Raw genomic sequence first — 18,121 nt, 5'->3', positions numbered from 1 at the left:
CGACCGCGGCCTGCGGCAGCCCGGGGTTCGCGAGCACGTCGGCCGGCCCGCCCAGCCCCGCCACCATGCGCGCGAAGCGTTCGGCGGCCGATCCGCTGTCGAGTGCGCGCAGCAGCCGCATGCGCGCCTCGGCGTCATCGGCTGCCAGCCCGGCCTGCTGCAGCACCGCCGCGCCGAGCGCCATCACCACCTCGTGCAGCCGCGCCGGCCGCGCCGTGCCGCGCAGGTAGTCCAGCGCCACCTGCACCTCCAGCGCGTTGCCGGCGGCCGGCGCGAGCGCCTGGTTCATGTCGGTCAGCAGCACCTGCGTCGGCAGCCCGGCGCCGCAGCCGACCTCGACCAGGCTGCGCGCCAGCTCGCGTGCGCGCGCCAGGTCCTGCATGAAGGCGCCGTTGCCGAACTTCACGTCGAGCACCAGCGCGCCGAGGCCGGCGGCCAGCTTCTTCGACAGGATCGAGGCGGTGATCAGCGGCACCGATTCGACGGTGGCCGTCACGTCGCGCACCGCGTAGAAGCGGCGGTCGGCCGGCGCGAGCGTGTCGCCGGCACCGACGATCGCGACGCCGGCCTCGCGCACGACGCGCCGCAGCTGCTCGACCGGCACGCCCGCGCGGTAGCCGGGGATCGCCTCCAGCTTGTCGAGCGTGCCGCCGGTGTGGCCCAGGCCGCGGCCGGAGATCATCGGCACGAAGCCGCCACAGGCCGCGAGCATCGGGCCGAGCATCAGCGACACGGTGTCGCCGACGCCGCCGGTGGAATGCTTGTCGAGCACCGGACCGGGCAGCGCCTCATCGGCCCAGCGCAGCACGCTGCCGCTGTCGCGCATCGCCAGGGTCAGCGAGACCGCCTCGGCGGTGTCCATGCCGCGCCAGCACACCGCCATCGCGAACGCGGCGATCTGCGCCTCGCTGACGGATTCGTTCGCGATGCCCTGTGCGAACGCGCGCAGCTCGGCATCGCCCAACGCATGGCCGTCGCGCTTGCGGCGGATGGTTTCCTGGGGCAGCAACCCGGCCATCAGTAGCCGCTCACGCGCACCGGCGCCGGCCCGCCGTCGATCGCCGCCAGCAGCACCGCCAGCAGGCTCGACGCACCGAAGCGCAGCGTGTCGGGGCCGAGGCGATCGGCGCCATACACCTCGGCGGCGAGCGCGAGGTAGCGCTGCACGTCGGCGATCGCCGACACGCCACCGGCCACCTTCAGCCCGGCGCGGGTGCCGCGCGCGCGGATCACGTCGCCCATCAGCTCGACGGCCTGCGGCGTCGCGTTGACGGCCACCTTGCCGGTGGAGGTCTTCAGGAAATCGGCGCCCTCGCGCAGCGCGATCTCGCTGGCCTGGCGGATCAGCTCGGGCCGCTGCAGCTCACCGGTCTCGAGGATCACCTTCAGCGGCAGCGGCCCGCAGGCGCGGCGGCAGGCTGCGACCAGTGCCGCGCCGGCCTGGGCATCGCCCGCCTGCAGTGCGCGCCACGGGAACACCGTGTCGATCTCGTCGGCGCCGGCGTCGCGGGCCACGGCGATCTGCGCCGCCACCGCCTCGGGGGACGCTTCGCCGCGCGGGAAGTTGACGACCGTCGCCACCCGCACCGCCGCCAGCCCCAGCGCGGCCAGCCGGCGCTTCGCCGCCGGCACGAAGGCCGGATAGACGCACAGCGCAGCCGGCGCACCGTGCGGCGTGCGGGCCTGGTCGGCCAGCGCCTCGATCGAGGCCGGCGTGTCGTCGTCCTTCAGCGAGGTCAGGTCGAGGCAGCGCAGCGCGAGGCGCGCGGCGTCGGCTGCAGGGAGAGAGGGGATGCTCATGCACCGATTGTGGCGCGTCCGTCCATCCACAAACTGATGGATGCGGCGGCCGCGGGGCCCGGCGACAGTCCCCTCTTCCGGGGGCCCGCTTCCTGCGGATTGGCAGCCGCCGCGTCCCACCGAAGAATCCACCCCATGCAAACGCTCTCTCCCCTCCYCGACCGCCAGACCTGGATCGAACAGGTCGCCGCGGAACTGATGGTGGCCTCCAGGCTGATGAGCCCGGCCATGGCCGCCGGCTTCGCAACCGACCTCTGGCAAGCCTGGGGTCACATGCCGCCCGCGGCGGCCGCCGAGTACTTCCTCGACCCGGCGGTCGAGTACCCGTCGGCGTTCTGATCCGTTCCCTGATCAGTTCCCGGTCTTGTTCGGATCGCGCCACGCGCGCTCGAACGGCAGCCGCCACGCGTGCGGCGCGATCAGCTGGTGGATCGACTTCGGCCCCCACGAGCCCGGCGGGTAGAGCCGCACCGGCGGCGGCGACTCGAGCAGCTGCGTCGACACCTGCCACAGCCGCTCGATGCCCTCGGCGGTGGTGAACAGCGTGCGGTCGCCGCGCATCGCGTCGAGGATCAGCCGCTCGTAGGCCTCGAGCACCTCGCCGATCAGGCCGGTGTCGTGCATCGCGAACTGCAGGCTCAGCTTGTCCAGCCGCATGCCCGGCCCGGGGCGCTTGCCATAGAACGACAGCGACATCTTCGACGCATCGGCGAGGTCGAACGTGAGGTGGTCGGGGCCTTGCGCACCGACGCCGGAGCCGGGCGGAAACATGCTCTTCGGCGGCTCGCGGAACGCGATCGAGATGATGCGCTGGCCCTCGGCCATGCGCTTGCCGGTGCGCAGGAAGAACGGCACGCCGGCCCAGCGCCAGTTGTCGATGTAGCACTTCAGCGCGATGAAGGTCTCGGCCTCGGATTCGCGGTCGACGCCGGGTTCGTCGCGGTAGCCGGCGTACTGGCCGCGCACCACGTCGGCCGGCTGGATCGGCAGCATGCTGCGGAAGACCTTGTTCTTCTCCTCGCTGATCGGTGCCGGCTCGAGCGCAGTGGGCGGCTCCATCGCCATGAAGGCGAGGATCTGGAACAGGTGCGTGACCACCATGTCGCGGTACGCGCCGGTCTGCTCGTAGAAGCCGGCGCGCGTGCCCAGGCCGAGCGTCTCGGGCACGTCGATCTGCACGTGGTCGATGAAGTTGCGGTTCCAGATCGGCTCGAACAGCCCGTTGGCGAAGCGGAACGCGAGGATGTTCTGCGCCGGCTCCTTGCCGAGGAAGTGGTCGATGCGGAAGATCTGCTCCTCGGCGAAGGTCTCGTGCAACCGCGCGTTCAGCGTGACGGCGCTCGCGAGGTCGGTGCCGAAGGGCTTCTCCATCACGATGCGCGAGCGCTCCACCAGGCCCGCCTCGCCGAGCATCTGCACCGCCGGCAGCGCGGCGTTGGGCGGCACGCTCAGGTAGTGCAGGCGGCGCATCTCGTCGCCCGGGCCGCCCAGGCTGCGCTCGGCGGCCTCGACCGCGGCGCGCAGCGCAGGCGCGCCGGCCGCGAGCGGCACGTAGTCGAGGCTTTGCGAGAACTGCGCCCAGTCGGATTCGGTGACCTTGCGGCTCGCGAACTCGCCGAGCGCGGCGCGGGCCGCGGCGCGAAAGCCGTCGGCATCGATGTCGTCGAGCGAGACGCCGATGATGCGGCAGCCCGGGATGAAGCCCGCTGCCGACAGGTGGTAGAGCCCCGGCAGCAGCTTGCGCCGTGCGAGGTCGCCGGTGGCGCCGAACAGCACGACGACCTGCGGGAAGCGCGGGCCGACGCCCGGTGGGATCTTGGCCATGGGTGGGGTCTCGATCGAGCGCGCGGAGCGGATGGCAACGGAGCTTGCCACAGGCCACGCGAATCACCAACCTCAACGCAGAGCATGAATCCGGCACGCCGATCTGGAAGCATCCGCGTGTCCGATCCGGACGACAAGGAGGATTCCAATGATTCGAAAACTATGTCTTGCCGCCGCGCTTGCGCTGGCATCCGGCTTCGCAACCGCCGAGACGGTGGTGTACCAGGGCTCGCTCGGCATACCGAATGTCGGCTATGCGGAGTATCAGCAGACGTCGACCAGCCCCAACGTCTATGGCGGCGTCATCCGCGCGCAGCAGAAGTTCATGAGCACGTTGAAGGCGGCGATCGCGCCGCCGGTTGTCGCGATGCTGCAGACCGTCGATGGCTACCAGGCGGGCAGCGGCAGTGCCAGCGTCAGCGGGCCCGTGACGTTCGCGCTCAACAACGGCGTGGCCTCGTTCTCGGGCCTGCAGCTGAATGCGGGGCTGACGGTCAAGCAATCGAAGTTCGGCATCACGGCGACCTGCTCGATCCAGGTGCGCAACAACCCGGGGACGACAGTCACCGGCACGGTGGATCCGGTGGCGGGCACGTTCACCGTCACCGGCGTCCAGAACTTCACGCTGTCGAGCAGCTACTCGTGCTCGACCAACGTGGACTGGGTGCCGATCGTCAACATCGTCGTCGACACGCTGATCACCCGGCTCGCGGACCAGGTGCTCGCCCAGAAGACCCAGGAGGCCTACAACTCGCTGAACAGCATCGGCTCGCTGCAGCCGATCCACTTCGCCGGCATCGATTCGATCCCGGACGGCGCGCTGCTGTTCAACGGCATCGACTACGGCGCACAGGTGCGCGGCCGGCTCGCCAACCTGTTCAACAAGACCAGCTTCAGCGTGACGATCGGCGACCCCAAGCACTACATCACCGGGCCCAAGGGCTACGCCCACCTCGCCTACTCGAGCGACCTGATCCTGTCGTTCACGATCGACGAGTTCCGCTTCCAGTTGCTGGACCGGCGCACCTACGTCGACGAGGTCTTCTGCCCGTCCACCACGACCTACTGCTTCTTCTTCTGAAGCACTGAGGCCGCAGCCCCACGCGGGCATACTGCATCCGTTGCGCATGACGGGAGAGCGGATGCAAGGCATCAAGTGGGCGTTGCTGGGCGGCCTGAGCTTCCTGCTCGTGGCCTGGGCCGCGTATCACCAGGGGCGGCACCAGTGCCCGGTGTGCGCCGAGATCGACCGGGCGCAGGTGCTGTCGGAGTTGATCGTGCCGGCGCAGAAGCTGATCCTGGTGGAAGCCAGCAGCCAGCAGCGCGTCAACTGGACGCTGAAGACCGGCTGGCCGCGCCTGGCCGAGCTGCTGCGCTTCCTGAGCTTCAACAACATCAACAAGGACTCGACCGGCACGCTGAGCTACGAGACGCACTACGCGTACGGCTACGACCTCGCGAAGCGCGGCACCTGGTCGCTCGCGAAGACGCCGGACGGCGGCCTGCTGTTCAAGGCGCCGCCGGTGCAGCTGGTGGGCTGCCCGTCGGTGGCGACGCAGAGCTTCCGCTTCGAGACGGTCGAGAAAGGCGTGTTCGTCGACGAGTACGCGCGGCAGAACGAGGTGCTGGTCTACGCCACCGCGCTCGCGCTGAGCCAGGCCCACGACCGGCTGCGCACGCCGGCCACGCATGCGCAGATGAAGGACGCGGCCGACAAGGAGCTGAAGTCGCTGCTGATCTCGCTGGCGCAGCCGCTGGGTCTCGCGATCAAGCCGGAGCAGATCGCGATCGAGCCGATGGATGCGCAGCAGTTGTCGGCGCCCGCGGTGTGGGTGCCGCGGATCGATGCGGCGGGGGTGCCGGATGCGGCGACCTTGAAGATGCTGAAGGATGCGGGGTGTGCCTCATGAACAAGGGAATCCGATGAAACGATGGTTGGGTGCAGCGCTGGACTACCTGCCTCGCTGGCTGGAACACCAGATGCGCGTCAGCGAGCAGCCGGGCTGTGCGATCGCGGTGGCGCACGACGGCAAGCTGGTGCTCGAACACGCCTTCGGGTACGCGAACCTCGCGCAGGGCACGGCGCTCACGCCGCAGCACCGCTTCCGCGTGGCCTCGCACTCGAAGACCTTCACCACGGTCGCGATCATGAAGCTGCGCGAGGCCGGGCGCCTGCAGCTCGACGACCGCATCGGCCGGCACGTGGGCGGCCTGCACCGCGACGTGGCCGCCACCACGCTGGCACAGCTGCTGTCGCACACCGCAGGCCTGGTGCGCGACGGCACCGACGCCGGTCAATGGCAGGACAGGCGCACCTTTCTCGACGAGGCCGCGCTGCGCGCCGACCTGGCCGGCGGGCTGGTGATCGATGCCAGCACCCGGTTGAAGTATTCGAACCACGGCTATGGGCTGCTGGGCCTCGCGATCGAAGCCGTCACCGGCGAACCTTATGTCGACTGGATGCGGCGCGAGGTCATCGCACCGGCCGGCCTTGCAGCCACCTCGCCCGATGCACCGATCGACGATGCCCTGCCCTTCGCCAACGGCCACAGCGCGAAGTGGCCGCTGGGCCGCCGCGTGGTGATCACCGGCGACAACCCGACGAACGCACTGGCCTCGGCCACCGGCTTCGTCAGCACCGCGGGCGACCTGGCGCGCTTCTTCGGCAGCCTGTCGCCGCAGGCGAAGCGCGGCGTGATCGGCAAGGCGAGCCGCCGCCTGATGTGGCACCGGCAGTGGCCCGACCCGTATTCCAGCCTCAACCGCAGCTACGGCCTGGGCACGATGTGCGGTTCGGTGGCGGACTGGGAATGGTTCGGCCACACCGGCGGCTTCCAGGGCACGCTGACGCGCACCGCCTGCGTGCCGGCGCAGGGCCTCACGGTCACGGTGCTGACCAACGCGGCCGACGGCATGTCGAACCTGTGGGTCGATGGCGCGCTGCAGGTGCTGCGTGCGCATGCGGTGCACGGTGCGCCGTCGAAGCGCGCAGCCGCCTGGTCGGGTCGCTGGTGGACGCTGTGGGGGGCGAGCGACCTGCTGCCGATGGACGGCAAGGTGCTGGTCGCGAACCCGGCCCTCGCCAATCCGATGCTCGACGCCACCGAGTTCGTGCCCGACAGCCGCAACCGCGGCCGCATCACGCTGGCCGGTGCCTTCGGCAACCATGGCGAGACGGTGCGCCTGCAGCACGACGCGCGCGGCGCGGCCCACGAGTTCTGGCTCGGCGGCACGAAGATGCTGTCGGAGCGGCGGGTCGCGAAGGAGTTGTCGGCGCGGGAAGGCGGGGCCGCCGATGCCTGAAGCCTTCCACGAAACCTACCGCGGCCACGACCTCGACTTCACGCCGCGCCCCTCCGCCGGTGGCGGCTTCAACGCGCGGCTGCAGGTGGTCCACAGCTTCGGCGCGCACCGCGACCAGTTCAGCGTCGACGTGGGCTCGACGGTGTTCCCGGAAGCGGAACAGGCCGCCCTGCACGCGCGGCAGGCCGGCCTGAAATGGGTCGATCAACGGATGGGCCCTGGGGTCGAGGCGCGACCCTGATCGATGCGCGAAGGCGCGTCGGCGTAAGGGGCTTCTCCTTCAAGCCTCGACTTTCGACATCGAGACTCGGAGAACACTTCCCCTCAAGCTCATGCGCGACAACACCAACTTCTCGAACGCCCAGATCAATCCATCCGTGGCAACCCTCAACCCGTCCCACACCGGTGGTAAGGTCGAGTGCCAGTCAGAGCGCCGCGGTGCGCCGCGAATGCAACTCGATGCGAGGACCTCCATGAATCCCGTCGTCATCAAACATGTTCCCGTTGCCGAACTCCCGGCGCAGTGGCGTGCTCAATTGACGCCAACTGGAAGCGGGTTGGTCACCGTGCACATTGAGGCTGAAGCCGACATATCGCAGCAGACAGACACTTCGGACACGCCCACCGACGACCCGCTGTTCGGCATGTGGCGTGATCGCGAAGACATGAAAGATGTCGAGGGCTACATCCGATCGATTCGTGCCTCGCGTTTCAACGCGGACGGCACGCCACGCAACGACTGAGGTTGCCGATGCTGATCGATTCAGATGTGCTGGTGTGGCACACGCGTGGTCATGTCGGCGCGGCCCGGCGTCTGGGCCATATTCGCCCATGGCGCATGTCGGTGGTGACGTACATCGAGCTCGCCCAGGGTTGCCGAAACAAGCGAGAGCTGCTGCAGCTGAAGAAAAGCCTGGCCGCGAGACGCACGGAAATCGTCCCGCTGACACCGGCCATCTCGCAGCGCGCGACAGAACTTGTCGAAGCGATGGCGTTGTCGCATGGTCTGCGGCTGGCTGATGCGCTCATCGCGGCGACCGCGGTCGAACATCAGGCCGTGCTGCTGACCGGCAATCGCAAGCACTTCCATGCAGTGCCTGAGATGCAGATCGAGGCGTTCGAGCCTTGATCTGCCAAAGGGCCGACCTGCGGCATGACACACGCCGCAGGCCAACCCCTCGCATCACGCCGGCGGCCGCACCGCCTGGCGAGCCAGCAGCTTCCATGCGCCGCCCTGGCGTTGCCACACCTGCAGCACGTGCAGCTTGACGTTGCCGGCCACGCCGCGGTCGTTGGTCTTGGCGACCAGCGTGTGGCGGATGATCGTGACGTCCTGCACCACCTTGACCGTCTGGTCGCTGATGTCGATGCTGACGAAATCGGAGTTACCGGCCACCAGGTCGCCGATGAAGCTCGCCTTCGTGTCGATCCTGCCACCCGAGTGGCCGTAGCTCAGCTCATCGRCCACCAGCACGCTCAGCACCGCCTGGTCGGGGTCGACCATCGCGACGCGCAGCTTCTCGGCCGCGGCCACGGCTGAATCGTTCGCGCCACCGCTGCCGGCGGGCATCACCGAACAGGCGCACAGCGCCAGGCTGCCGGCCAGCACGCCAAGCATGGTCTTGATCTTCATCATCGTCGTCTCCTTCAGGGGGTCATGAGGCCGGATCGGATGTCGTACGTCATCGTACAACTGCGAAACGGGCCGCATTATGAGGAGACCGATGTGCCCGCTGCCATGCGGGTTAGCCCTGGGTATCGGGGATCGCGATGGATCAGTTGTATGACGAGTTATGCCGTACGCAGTGCCGCCTTCAGTTCCTCACCCAGCTCCGGCTTCTGCGCGAACGGATCGGTCGGGTTGCGCGGCGTCATGATGTCCTCGAGCCGCGTCTGCACGCTGGCGAGGCTCTTCGGGTGGCTGAAGATGTAGAAGCGGTCAYTGGCAATCGCATCGAACACCATCTGCGCCACGTCGGCGGCGCTGAGCTTGCCGCTGGTCACCGCCTTGTTGCTCATCGYCTGCGCGATCAGCTGGCTCTTCGTGGGCTTCACGGCGCCGTCGCGCAGGTCGGCCGGCCGGTTGCGATGGCTCTGGTGGATGCCGGTGGGCACGAAGAACGGGCACAGCACCGAGGCGCTCACCTGGTCGGTGACGAGGCGCAGGTCCTGGTAGAGCGTCTCGCTGAGCGCAACGACCGCATGCTTGGTCACGTTGTAGACGCCCATGTTGGGTGCGCACACCATGCCGGCCATCGACGCGGTGTTGACGATGTGGCCGCGCCACGCGGGATCTTTCCCTGCAGCCTCCAGCATCATCGGCGTGAAGACCCGCACGCCGTGCGCGACGCCCATCAGGTTGACGCCGACGACCCACTCCCAGTCCTTCAGCGTGTGTTCCCAGATCAGCCCGCCGGCCCCGACGCCGGCGTTGTTGAAGACGAAGTTCGGCGCGCCGAAGCGCTCGAAGGTGGCCGCGCCCAGCGCCTCGACCTCGGCCGCCTTCGCGACATCGATCCGCTGCGCGAGCACCTGCGCGCCGAGGCTGCGGATCTCGGCCGCCGCGGCATCGAGCGCGTCCTGCTGCACGTCGGCCATCACGACGTTCATGCCCAATCGCGCGGCGATGCGCGAAGCCTCGAGCCCGAACCCCGAACCCGCGCCGGTGATGACGGCGGTGCCACCCTTGAAGTTCTTCATGTCGTCTCCGTTGAAACCTTCTTGACCTGGTAGCCGATGCGTGGGAAATGCACGTGCAGCAGCCCGCCGCGCTCGTCGCGCCGCTCGATGACGACCTCGTGCGCCGTGAGCCCGACCAGCGCGCCGGCCACCGGATCGGGCGCGTAATCGGTGGGCATCACGGTGACGGCCGTACCGGCGTCGAAGCCGAGGCCGGGCTCCACCTTCGTCGGCACGTGCCCGGTGGTGCGCGCGGCGATGTCGAGCGCGTCGGCACTCGTCATCTTCTCGACCGTGCCGTGCCCGAACGCCGCGACCCGCTCGTACCAGCCGATCAGCTTCTGGAACGGCGCGAGGATGGTCGCGACGGGCGGCGCGCGGCGCACGTACCACAGCGATTGCGCGACCGAGAAATCCGCGATGCAGGGCTGCGCGCCCATCAAGAACGGCCGGCCATCGGCCACCTGCGATTCGAGCCAACTGAAGTAGCTCTGCAGTTGCACGGCGGCATCGGCGGTGGTCACGCGGCGCATGCCGGCGGTCATCGCGGCGCGATCCGCACCGAAGGCCTTCAGGAACTCGGGTGGCGCCCCTTCGAAGATGTGGGCCACGCCGGCCGGCTGCATCGTGTACGGGATCGCCGTCCAGAACAGCGTCGAATCGGCCCACTGCGCGACGAGGTGCTGCAGTTCGCCGGCGGCATGCGGATAGAGCGCCGGCTTGGGCGCCAGCGTGTCGATCACGCGGGCCATCAGTGCGGTGTCGCACCAGATGTCGGCCCCGATCTGCAGGAACGGCGTGCGGCGGTAGCCACCGGTCAACGCAACGACGTCGGGCTTGGGCAGCATCACCGGCACCTTGACCGATTTCCACGCCAGCCCCTTGAAGCCGAGGATCAGGCGGATCTTCTCGGAGAACGGCGAGCCGTCGTAGTGATGCAGGATCAGGTCGGTCATCGTCTCACCCCTTCGGCGCCCGCGGCGCAAAGATGATCCGCCAGGTACCGCGCACATCGCGAACCTCGGCCTGGTGCAAGGCACCCTTCTCCACCAGCAGGCGATGCAGGCGAGGCAGGTGGTAGTGCGGCACGGCGGGGTACAGGTGATGCTCCAGGTGGTAGTTCACATGGTGCGGGAACAGCAGCGCCCGGCCCATCACGTTGGCGACACTGCCGCTCGTGCGGTTGCTGCGCGCCGCCGTCAGCGGCGACGACAGGTCGGTCACGCCGCCGTGCTCCATGATCGCGCGCAGCCGCAGGATCGGTTGCAGCACCGTCAGCAGCGGCAGCATCCACAGGATGGCGTATTGCAGCAGGCCGCGGCCGCCGCCGAAGGCCCAGCAGAGCAGCGGCGCCGCCACCTGAAACGCCACCACCGCCCAGCGGTCGCGCCGCGCGCTGGCACGCAGCTGCGGCGAGGTGTCGTCCAGCGGCCGGGCCGCCTTCTGCGTCACGTCATTGAGTGCCGGCGCGCCGAAGAAGTACGCGAAGGTCTTCCACGCATTCCAGCCGACCAGGTCCTGGCCCAGCTTCTTCCACAGGTACCCCACGCCACGCGGATAACCGCCGTGGATGGCCGTGTCGGGGTCTTCCGCCGTGTAGAGGTTGTTGTGGTGCAGCCGGTGGATCACGCGGTAGGTGCACATCGAGATGCCGCCGGCCATGCCGATCAGCCGGCCCACCGCATCGTTGACGCCGCGGTGGCTGAACAGCCGGTAGTGCGCCGATTCGTGCGCCAGGATGAACAGGCCGTGCTGGTGCACGCCGATCACCCCCACCGCGAGGATCGCGATCGCCCAGCCCCACGGCATGCCCCAGGTGAGCAAGGCCGCAGCCACCGCCAGCGCAATGCTGCCGAACGTGACCCCCACCGCGCCCAGCGAGCGCCAGTCGTTCAACTGCGTCAGCGACGCGATCTCGCCGGCGTTCAGGATGCGGCGTGCCGCCGCATTGCCCGAGCCGGCCACGCGCGCCGCGGCGGTGCGCGGCGGCTCGATCGGCCGCAGGTCTTCGCGGAATTCCTCCCCCGCGACGGGAGTGCTTGAGGTGTTCATCGAAGTTCGACCTCCGACGGTGTCCCGGGTTCAGACCAGCTTGACGAGCTGCTTCCCGAAATTGGCGCCCTTCAGCAGCCCGAGGAACGCCTCCGGCGCCGACTCGATCCCCTGCGCCACCGTCTCGCGGTACTTCAGCTTGCCGGTCGCCACCAGCGTGCCCAGTTCCTTCAGCGCCTCGGGCCACACGCCCATGTGCTCGCTGACGATGAAGCCCTCGAGCTTCAGCCGCGACTGCAGGATCAGCTGCGGGTAGGTGAGCGGGATCGGCTGCCCGTCGTAGCCGGAGATCATCCCGCACAGCGCAACGCGGCCGAACGCATTCATGCGCGCGAGCACGGTGTCGAGCATCAGCCCGCCGACGTTCTCGAAGTAGCCGTCGACGCCGTCCGGCGTGGCCTCCTTCAGCGCGGCGTACAGCGCCTTCGGGTCGCGGTGCGCCTTGTAGTCGACGCAGGCATCGAAACCCAGCTCGTCGACCACGTAGCGGCACTTGTCGGGCCCGCCGGCGATGCCGACCGCGCGGCAACCGCGCACCTTGGCCAGCTGCCCCACCGCGCCGCCGACGGCACCGCTGGCCGCGCTGACGACGACGGTCTCGCCGGCCTTCGGCGTGCAGATCTTCACCAGCCCATACCACGCGGTGACGCCCGGCATGCCGACCGCGCCGAGATACGCCGACAGCGGGATGTGCGTGGTGTCGACCTTGCGCAGCATGCCGGGCTGGCTCGCATCGACCACGCCGTACTGCTGCCAGCCGCCCATGCCCACGACCTTGTCGCCGGCCTTGAAGCCGGGGTGGCGCGACTCGACCACCTCGCCGGCGGTGCCGCCGATCATCACCTGGTCCAGCGGCTGCGGCTGCGCGTAGCTCTTGCCGGCGTTCATGCGCCCGCGCATGTACGGGTCGAGCGACAGGTAGTGGTGGCGCACCAGCACCTGGTTGTCGGCCAGTGCCGGCAACGGCTTCGATTCGAGCCGGAAGTTGCCTGCGACAGCCTCCTTGTCGGGGCGCGACGCGAGGACGATCTGCTGGTTGGTGGTCATGGCATGTCTCCTGTCTGTGGTGTCTTCGGATCAATCGGAGGCGTTCGAGCGGTGGATCTTGCGTCCCCCCGCCGGAAGCCCTTGCAGGTACTTGAAGGTGCCGCTCGCGCTGGCGAGCAGCTCGCCGTTCGCATCGACCACCCTGCCCTCGCAGAACGCGAGCGATGCGGTCGCGTGCAGCAGCTTGCCGTGCCCGACGATGCGGCCGAGGCCGGGGCGCATGAAGCTGGTCTTCATCTCGATCGTCACGACGCCGGTGCCGCCCGGCTGCCCGCCCGGTTTGATCGAGCTGCTGCGCGCGGCATGCGCCATCGCGACATCGAGCAAGGTCATCGTGACGCCGCCATGCGCGACGCTCCATGAATTGCACAGCTCGTCGCGCAGCGTCAGGCCGATCTCGGCCTCGCCGTTCTCGAACCTCAGCAGCTCGAAGCCGAGTTGCTCGACGAAGGGGATGTGGACCGGAAATTCCATCGTGGTCAATGTCCCCTGCTCTCAGTGTCCATGCACGGCACTCACGCCGCCGTCGACCGCGAGGATCTGCCCGGTGATGTGCTTGCCGGCCGCCGACGCGAACAACAGTGCCGCGCCCTTCAGGTCGTCGTCGTCGCCGATGCGGCCGAGCGGCGCGCCGGTCGCCAGCGCCTCGACGCCCACCTTGGCGATCGTGCCGGCCGTCATCTTGCTCGGGAACATGCCCGGCGCCAGCGCATTCACCGTGATGCCGTAGCGGCCCCACTCCGCCGCCAGCGTGCGCGTGAAGTTGACGACCGCGCCCTTGCTGGTGCCGTAGGCGATGTACTTCATCGTCGACGGCGAGCCCGACAGCCCGGCGATCGACGCGACGTTGATGATGCGGCCCGACAGGCGCGGGATCATGCTGAGCCGCCCGATCGCCTGGCTCATCAGGAAGATGCTGCGGATGTTCAGGTTCATCACCTTGTCCCAGGCCTCCAGCGGGTACTCCTCGGCCGGCGCGCCCCAGGTGGCACCGGCGTTGTTGACGAGGATGTCGACCTTGCCGAGCCGCTGCATCGCCTCGCTGGCCACGCGCTGGATCTCGTCCGGCTGGCTCGCGTCGGCCGCCACCCATCGGGTGTCGATGCCGCGCGCCTGCAGGTGGGCAGCGGCCTCTTCCAGGTCAGCCGCCTTGCGCGAGGTCAGCAGGATCTTCGCGCCTGCCTCGCCCAGCGATTCGGCGATCTGCAGCCCGAGCCCGCGCGAACCGCCCGTCACCAGCGCGGTCTTGCCTTCGAGGCTCAGGAGGGTCTGGACAGGTGTGCTCATGGATTCGATCTCCTAGTCGTTGTGCCTGTTGAGGGATTTGAAGAACGCATCGCTGTTCGTCTCGCGGCCCAGGAAGTTGCGCATCAGCTGCGCCGGCGCCACCTGGCCGCCCTGCGACAGCACCTGCTCGCGGTAGCGCATGCCGACCTCGCTGCTCAGCTTGTCGGCGGCGAACGCGGTGCGCAGGTCCTCGGCCAGCACCAGGCTCCACAGGTAGCCGTAGTAGCCCGAGGCATAGCCGGTCGCGATGTGCGAGAAGCCGGCGGGGAACATGCTGCCCTTCACATGGCCGAGCGGCGTCGCGCCTTCCATGCGCTGCCAGGTGGCCATCGGCTCGGGCGCGTCCTTCGCGTACAGCGCGAGGTCGTAGCTCGCATACAGGTGCTGGCGCGCCACCGCGATGCCCTTCGCGAAATCGCGCGCCTTCGAGGCCCGCGCCACCAGGTCGTCCGGCGCCGGCTTGCAGGTCGGGCAGACCTCCTTGAACAGCGCCAGCACGCGCGCGTCATAGACCCAGTCCTCGAGCATCTGCGACGGCGCCTCGACGAAATCGAGCTGCACGTTGGTGCCGCCCTGCGTGGCGTAGCGGGTGTTCGACAGCAGGCCGTGCATCGCGTGGCCGAACTCGTGCAGCAGCGTCTCCAGCTCGTCGATGTTCAGGCCCTTGCGGTTGAAGTTGACGACCAGACCCGCCGCCGGCGTGCGGCCCGCGAGCGTCGACGGGTTGCGGAAGCTCCACACCGCCGCGTGGTTGTACTTGCCCTCGCGCGGGTACAGGTCGACGAACAGCGTGCCCAGCACCTTCCTGCTCGCGACATCGCGCACCTCGAACGACTGCGCGTCCGCGTGCCACAGCGGCTGCTTCAGCGCCTCGAACTGCACGCCGAACAGCTGGCCGGCGACGCGGAACACGAAGTCGAGGCTGGCCTGCGGCGGGAAGTAGCTGCGGAACTCCTCGGCGTCGAGCTGGAAGCGGTTGCGGCGCTCGCGGAACGTGTAGTAGGTGACATCCCAGCGGTTCACGGTGGTCGCCTCGACCGACTGCTTCAGGTCGCGCGCCTTCGCTTCGCGCAGCAGGCCGAGGTCGGCCACCTCGCGCTGCGCGACGGCGTCCTTCACGGTGCCGAGGAAGGCCTGCACCGCGGCGGCGTTGCCGGCCATGCGGCGGCGCATCGAGAAATCGGCGTACGACGCCAGGCCGAACAGCTGCGCATACTCGCGGCGCAGCTGGCCGAGCTGCTGCAGCGTCTTCAGGTTGGCCGCGCCGCCCAGGCCCTGGAAGGCACGCCACATGCGCTCGCGGGTGGCGCCCAGGGTCGCGTTCTCGATGATCGCGTCGTAGCTCGGGTAGTCGAGGCCGAACACGTAGCGGCCCTTGGCATCGCGCTGGCGGTCTTTCAGCGCCTCGGCCGGCACGCCGTCGAGTTCGTCGGGCGCGAACGCGACGCGCGTCTTGTCGTCGCGGATGCGGCGGTCGAACAGCTGGCCGAGCCGGGTGATCTCGGTGCTGACCTTCTTCGCGCGCGCCTGGCGGGCGGGCGTCAGCGCGACGCCGGCGTCCTCGAACGCATCGAGCGTGTCGCGCAGCAGGCGGGCGTCGATGTCGTCGGCGGGCTTCACCTGCTTCAGCAGCGCGTAGAGCTTCGGGTTCTGCAGGAAGCCGTTGCGGAAAGTCTGGTAGCCGAGGTCGCAGGCATCGGCCGCGTCGCGCACCGCCTTGTCGGGGTGCACCGCGTTCAGCAGCGACAGCGGGCCGACGGTGTCTTCATAGGCCCGGTTCATGCCGTCGAGCTCGGCGAGCAGCGTGCCGGCCCGGTCCGGCGGCAGCGCCTGCAGCCGCTTCTCGTCGGCACGGGCGCTGGCGATCAGGGTCTTGCACGCGGCGTCGGCCTGCGCGCCGGTGCGGAACTCGGGGAAGACGTACGACGGCGTGGCCGGCTCGGCGGCCAGGGCCGTGCCGGCCACCAGCACGAGCGTCGAGAGGGACAGGTGGAATGCCATGGGAATGCGGTTCAAGGGGTTCAGGTGGGGCTTTTCATGCGCGAGCGCACGTAGATGAGCACGACGCCGACGGCCGCGACGACCGCGCCGGTCACCGCGATGCCCCAGCCCAGCGGCTCCTGGTAGCGCTGCACGGCGAGCCCGAGGCCCACGCCCAGCAGCCCGCCGTAGATCAGCACCCAGACGAGGGTTTCGACCGTTGAAGTCTTCATTGCAATCCGGCCCGGTGTCAGAACCAGGCGTCGTTCATGGAACGGCAAGTATCGTCCCGCGTCTCGACCACCTTCAACCAGGCGGGGACTTTGGGCAGTTCGTAGCGGAAGAAGAAGCGGGCGGCGGCGAGCTTGCCGTGCAGCAGCGCGGTGTCGCCCTGCCCGGCCGCGGTGGCTTGTTCCAGGTGCTCCTGTGCGCAGATCGAGACATCCAGCCAGACCCAGGCCAGCACCGTGTGCCCGAAGGCCTGCAGGTAGGGCGTGGCATTGGCGAGCGCCTCCTCGGGCACGCCGCTGGCCCAGGCAGCCTTGGTGGCGTTGCCCAGCGCCTTCAGCGCGCCGGCCAGTGCGTTGGCGTGCTCGGCGAGCGTGGGCAGCATCAGCGCGCGCTGGATCGTCGCGTTGAGCTTGTTGGCGAGCAGCATCAGGCCCTTGCCGCCATCCATCACGACCTTGCGCCCGAGCAGGTCGAGCGCCTGGATGCCGTGGGTGCCCTCGTGGATCATGTTGAGGCGGTTGTCGCGCCAGTACTGTTCGACCGGGTAGTCGCGGGTGTAGCCGTAGCCGCCGAGCACCTGGATCGCGAGGCTGTTGGCTTCCAGGCACCATTCGCTGGGCCAGCTCTTCGCGATGGGGGTGAGCATCTCCAGCAGCAGCCCTGCTTCGGCGGCGATCTCGGGCGGCGCGGTGTGCAGTTCGTCGACGAGGCGGGCGCAGTAGAGCTCGAGCGCGAGCGCGCCTTCGCAGTAGCTCTTCTGCGCGAGCAGCATGCGTTTGACGTCGGCGTGCTGGATGATCGGCACCTGTGGCCGCGTCGCGTCCTTGCCGCCGGGGCCGATGGGGCGGCCTTGCGGGCGGCCGCGCGCATAGTCGAGGCTCGCTTCGTAGCCGGCTTGGCCGAGCATCGTGGCGCCGAGCCCGACGCCGATGCGCGCCTCGTTCATCATGTGGAACATGCAGCGCAGGCCCTCGCCGGGCTGGCCGACGAGGTAGCCGATGGCACCGGCAGACCCGCGGACCGGAAACTTTCCTTCGCCGAAGTTCAGCAGCGTGTTCGGAATCCCGCGGTAGCCGAGCTTGTGGTTGAGCCCGGCGAGTGCCACGTCATTGCGCTCGCCGGTGAGTTGCCCCTCGGCGTCGACGAGCTTCTTCGGCACGACGAACAGCGAGATGCCGCGCGTGCCGGGAACGAGTGCGCCGTCGGGGCCGGGGATCTTCGCGAGCACGAGGTGGACGATGTTCTCGGCCAGCTCATGCTCRCCGTTCGAGATCCACATCTTGTTGCCGCGCAGGCGATAGCGGGGACCGAGTGGATCGCTTGCCGCCTCGGGGCCATCGGGCGTGGCGCGGGTGACGATGTCGGACAGGCTGGACCCGGCCTGCGGCTCGCTGAGGCACATGGTGCCGAAAAAGCGCCCCGAGAACTCGTTCTTCGCGAACACGTCCTTTTGCAGCGCGGTGCCATGCGCCATCAGCAGGTTGGCATTGCCGCTGGTGAGCATGCCCCCGCCGCCCATGCCGATGCCGCCTTTCGCGAAGAAGCCGTTGGCGGCCATCTCGATGACGCAGGGCAGTTGCATGCCGCCGATCTCGTAGTCCTGCGCGGCGGCGAGCATGCCGGACTCCACGTAGGCGCGCGAGGCCTCATGCGTGGCTTGCGGCTGGATCACGCGTTCGCCGTCGAAGCGAGGCTCTTCGGTATCCGTGATCCGGTTGAACGGCGCGAACTTCTCGCGCGCGATGCGTTCGCAGGTATCGAGTACGGCGTCGAAGGTGTCGCGCGAATGGTCGGCGAAGCGACTGCGGTGGCGCAGGGTGTCGACCTGGAGCCAGTCGTACAGGAAGAAGTCGAGTGTCTGTCTCATGGGGGTCTTTCGGTGCGGCGCGGCGGGTGGCGGAATGCGCTGGGGGCGACT

The 18,121-nt window shown here is 69.0% G+C and carries 20 protein-coding genes; 7 read left to right on the top strand and 13 right to left on the bottom strand.

Annotated features, from left to right (window positions below):
- Together AC1D1T_RS19475 and deoC are read right to left on the bottom strand one after the other, a co-directional pair.
- A partial coding sequence (locus AC1D1T_RS19475; protein ID WP_477992331.1) for a thymidine phosphorylase occupies window positions 1-1,018 on the bottom strand: 1,018 nt, incomplete at its 3' end.
- Entirely contained in the window at window positions 1,018-1,800 is a 783-nt protein-coding gene (deoC, locus tag AC1D1T_RS19470; RefSeq protein WP_477839235.1) for a deoxyribose-phosphate aldolase, read from the bottom strand. The genes deoC and AC1D1T_RS19475, both read right to left, overlap by 1 nt.
- 135 nt (window positions 1,801-1,935) lie before the next feature.
- On the opposite strand from deoC, the gene AC1D1T_RS19465 reads away from it, so the two are divergent.
- Window positions 1,936-2,139, top strand: coding sequence for a hypothetical protein (locus AC1D1T_RS19465; RefSeq protein WP_477992330.1), 204 nt, complete (start codon window positions 1,936-1,938; stop codon window positions 2,137-2,139).
- 12 nt (window positions 2,140-2,151) lie between these two features.
- On the opposite strand, the gene zwf is transcribed toward AC1D1T_RS19465, so the two are convergent.
- Window positions 2,152-3,624 (bottom strand): glucose-6-phosphate dehydrogenase, encoded by a 1,473-nt coding sequence (gene zwf, locus AC1D1T_RS19460; RefSeq protein WP_047510330.1) that lies wholly within the window; start codon window positions 3,622-3,624, stop codon window positions 2,152-2,154.
- 148 nt (window positions 3,625-3,772) lie between these two features.
- On the opposite strand from zwf, the gene AC1D1T_RS19455 reads away from it, so the two are divergent.
- The 6 genes from AC1D1T_RS19455 to AC1D1T_RS19430 all read left to right on the top strand — a co-directional run bounded on the left by AC1D1T_RS19455 (window position 3,773) and on the right by AC1D1T_RS19430 (window position 8,056).
- On the top strand, window positions 3,773-4,705 hold the full coding sequence (locus AC1D1T_RS19455; protein WP_477826658.1) for a hypothetical protein: 933 nt from the start codon (window positions 3,773-3,775) through the stop codon (window positions 4,703-4,705).
- A 61-nt stretch (window positions 4,706-4,766) separates the two neighbouring features.
- Complete coding sequence (locus AC1D1T_RS19450; RefSeq protein ID WP_477992329.1) at window positions 4,767-5,534, top strand: hypothetical protein; 768 nt, start codon at window positions 4,767-4,769, stop codon at window positions 5,532-5,534.
- Window positions 5,535-5,547: 13 nt separating this feature from the next.
- Window positions 5,548-6,927 carry a serine hydrolase domain-containing protein gene (locus AC1D1T_RS19445; RefSeq protein ID WP_477826963.1) on the top strand — a complete coding sequence of 460 codons (1,380 nt, stop codon included), beginning with the start codon at window positions 5,548-5,550 and terminating at the stop codon, window positions 6,925-6,927.
- Window positions 6,920-7,168: a hypothetical protein gene (locus tag AC1D1T_RS19440; protein WP_477826964.1), complete on the top strand. Its 249-nt coding sequence runs from the start codon at window positions 6,920-6,922 to the stop codon at window positions 7,166-7,168. Before AC1D1T_RS19445 ends, AC1D1T_RS19440 begins: the two co-directional genes overlap by 8 nt.
- A 91-nt stretch (window positions 7,169-7,259) precedes the next feature.
- Window positions 7,260-7,670 carry a hypothetical protein gene (locus AC1D1T_RS19435; protein ID WP_477843746.1) on the top strand — a complete coding sequence of 137 codons (411 nt, stop codon included), beginning with the start codon at window positions 7,260-7,262 and terminating at the stop codon, window positions 7,668-7,670.
- A gap of 8 nt (window positions 7,671-7,678) precedes the next feature.
- On the top strand, window positions 7,679-8,056 hold the full coding sequence (locus AC1D1T_RS19430; RefSeq protein WP_477826966.1) for a type II toxin-antitoxin system VapC family toxin: 378 nt from the start codon (window positions 7,679-7,681) through the stop codon (window positions 8,054-8,056).
- Window positions 8,057-8,110: 54 nt separating this feature from the next.
- On the opposite strand, the gene AC1D1T_RS19425 is transcribed toward AC1D1T_RS19430, so the two are convergent.
- From AC1D1T_RS19425 to AC1D1T_RS19380, 10 genes are all read right to left on the bottom strand, one after another.
- Window positions 8,111-8,560, bottom strand: coding sequence for a nuclear transport factor 2 family protein (locus tag AC1D1T_RS19425; protein ID WP_477992332.1), 450 nt, complete (start codon window positions 8,558-8,560; stop codon window positions 8,111-8,113).
- Window positions 8,561-8,718: 158 nt separating this feature from the next.
- A complete protein-coding gene (locus AC1D1T_RS19420) occupies window positions 8,719-9,627 on the bottom strand; it encodes an SDR family oxidoreductase (RefSeq protein ID WP_477992328.1) in 909 nt (302 codons plus the stop codon).
- Window positions 9,624-10,562, bottom strand: a complete 939-nt coding sequence (locus AC1D1T_RS19415; protein WP_477843750.1) for a glutathione S-transferase family protein — start codon at window positions 10,560-10,562, stop codon at window positions 9,624-9,626. Before AC1D1T_RS19415 ends, AC1D1T_RS19420 begins: the two co-directional genes overlap by 4 nt.
- Window positions 10,563-10,566: 4 nt before the next feature.
- On the bottom strand, window positions 10,567-11,658 hold the full coding sequence (locus AC1D1T_RS19410) for a fatty acid desaturase family protein (protein ID WP_477828122.1): 1,092 nt from the start codon (window positions 11,656-11,658) through the stop codon (window positions 10,567-10,569).
- A gap of 30 nt (window positions 11,659-11,688) precedes the next feature.
- Complete coding sequence (locus AC1D1T_RS19405; RefSeq protein ID WP_477992327.1) at window positions 11,689-12,705, bottom strand: NADP-dependent oxidoreductase; 1,017 nt, start codon at window positions 12,703-12,705, stop codon at window positions 11,689-11,691.
- A 30-nt stretch (window positions 12,706-12,735) separates the two neighbouring features.
- Window positions 12,736-13,179, bottom strand: coding sequence for a PaaI family thioesterase (locus AC1D1T_RS19400; RefSeq protein WP_047510313.1), 444 nt, complete (start codon window positions 13,177-13,179; stop codon window positions 12,736-12,738).
- Between the two features lie 21 nt (window positions 13,180-13,200).
- Complete coding sequence (locus AC1D1T_RS19395) at window positions 13,201-13,992, bottom strand: SDR family oxidoreductase (protein WP_465111950.1); 792 nt, start codon at window positions 13,990-13,992, stop codon at window positions 13,201-13,203.
- A 12-nt stretch (window positions 13,993-14,004) separates the two neighbouring features.
- A complete protein-coding gene (locus tag AC1D1T_RS19390) occupies window positions 14,005-15,993 on the bottom strand; it encodes a M3 family metallopeptidase (protein WP_477827132.1) in 1,989 nt (662 codons plus the stop codon).
- Window positions 15,994-16,013: 20 nt separating this feature from the next.
- Window positions 16,014-16,205: a hypothetical protein gene (locus AC1D1T_RS19385; RefSeq protein WP_052212934.1), complete on the bottom strand. Its 192-nt coding sequence runs from the start codon at window positions 16,203-16,205 to the stop codon at window positions 16,014-16,016.
- 17 nt (window positions 16,206-16,222) lie between these two features.
- Window positions 16,223-18,070 (bottom strand): acyl-CoA dehydrogenase family protein, encoded by a 1,848-nt coding sequence (locus tag AC1D1T_RS19380; protein WP_477827133.1) that lies wholly within the window; start codon window positions 18,068-18,070, stop codon window positions 16,223-16,225.
- Between the last annotated feature and the right edge of the window lie 51 nt (window positions 18,071-18,121).

Source organism: Rhizobacter sp. P2_H3, assembly GCF_056403355.1.
This window is presented reverse-complemented; position numbering and strand designations above follow the sequence as displayed.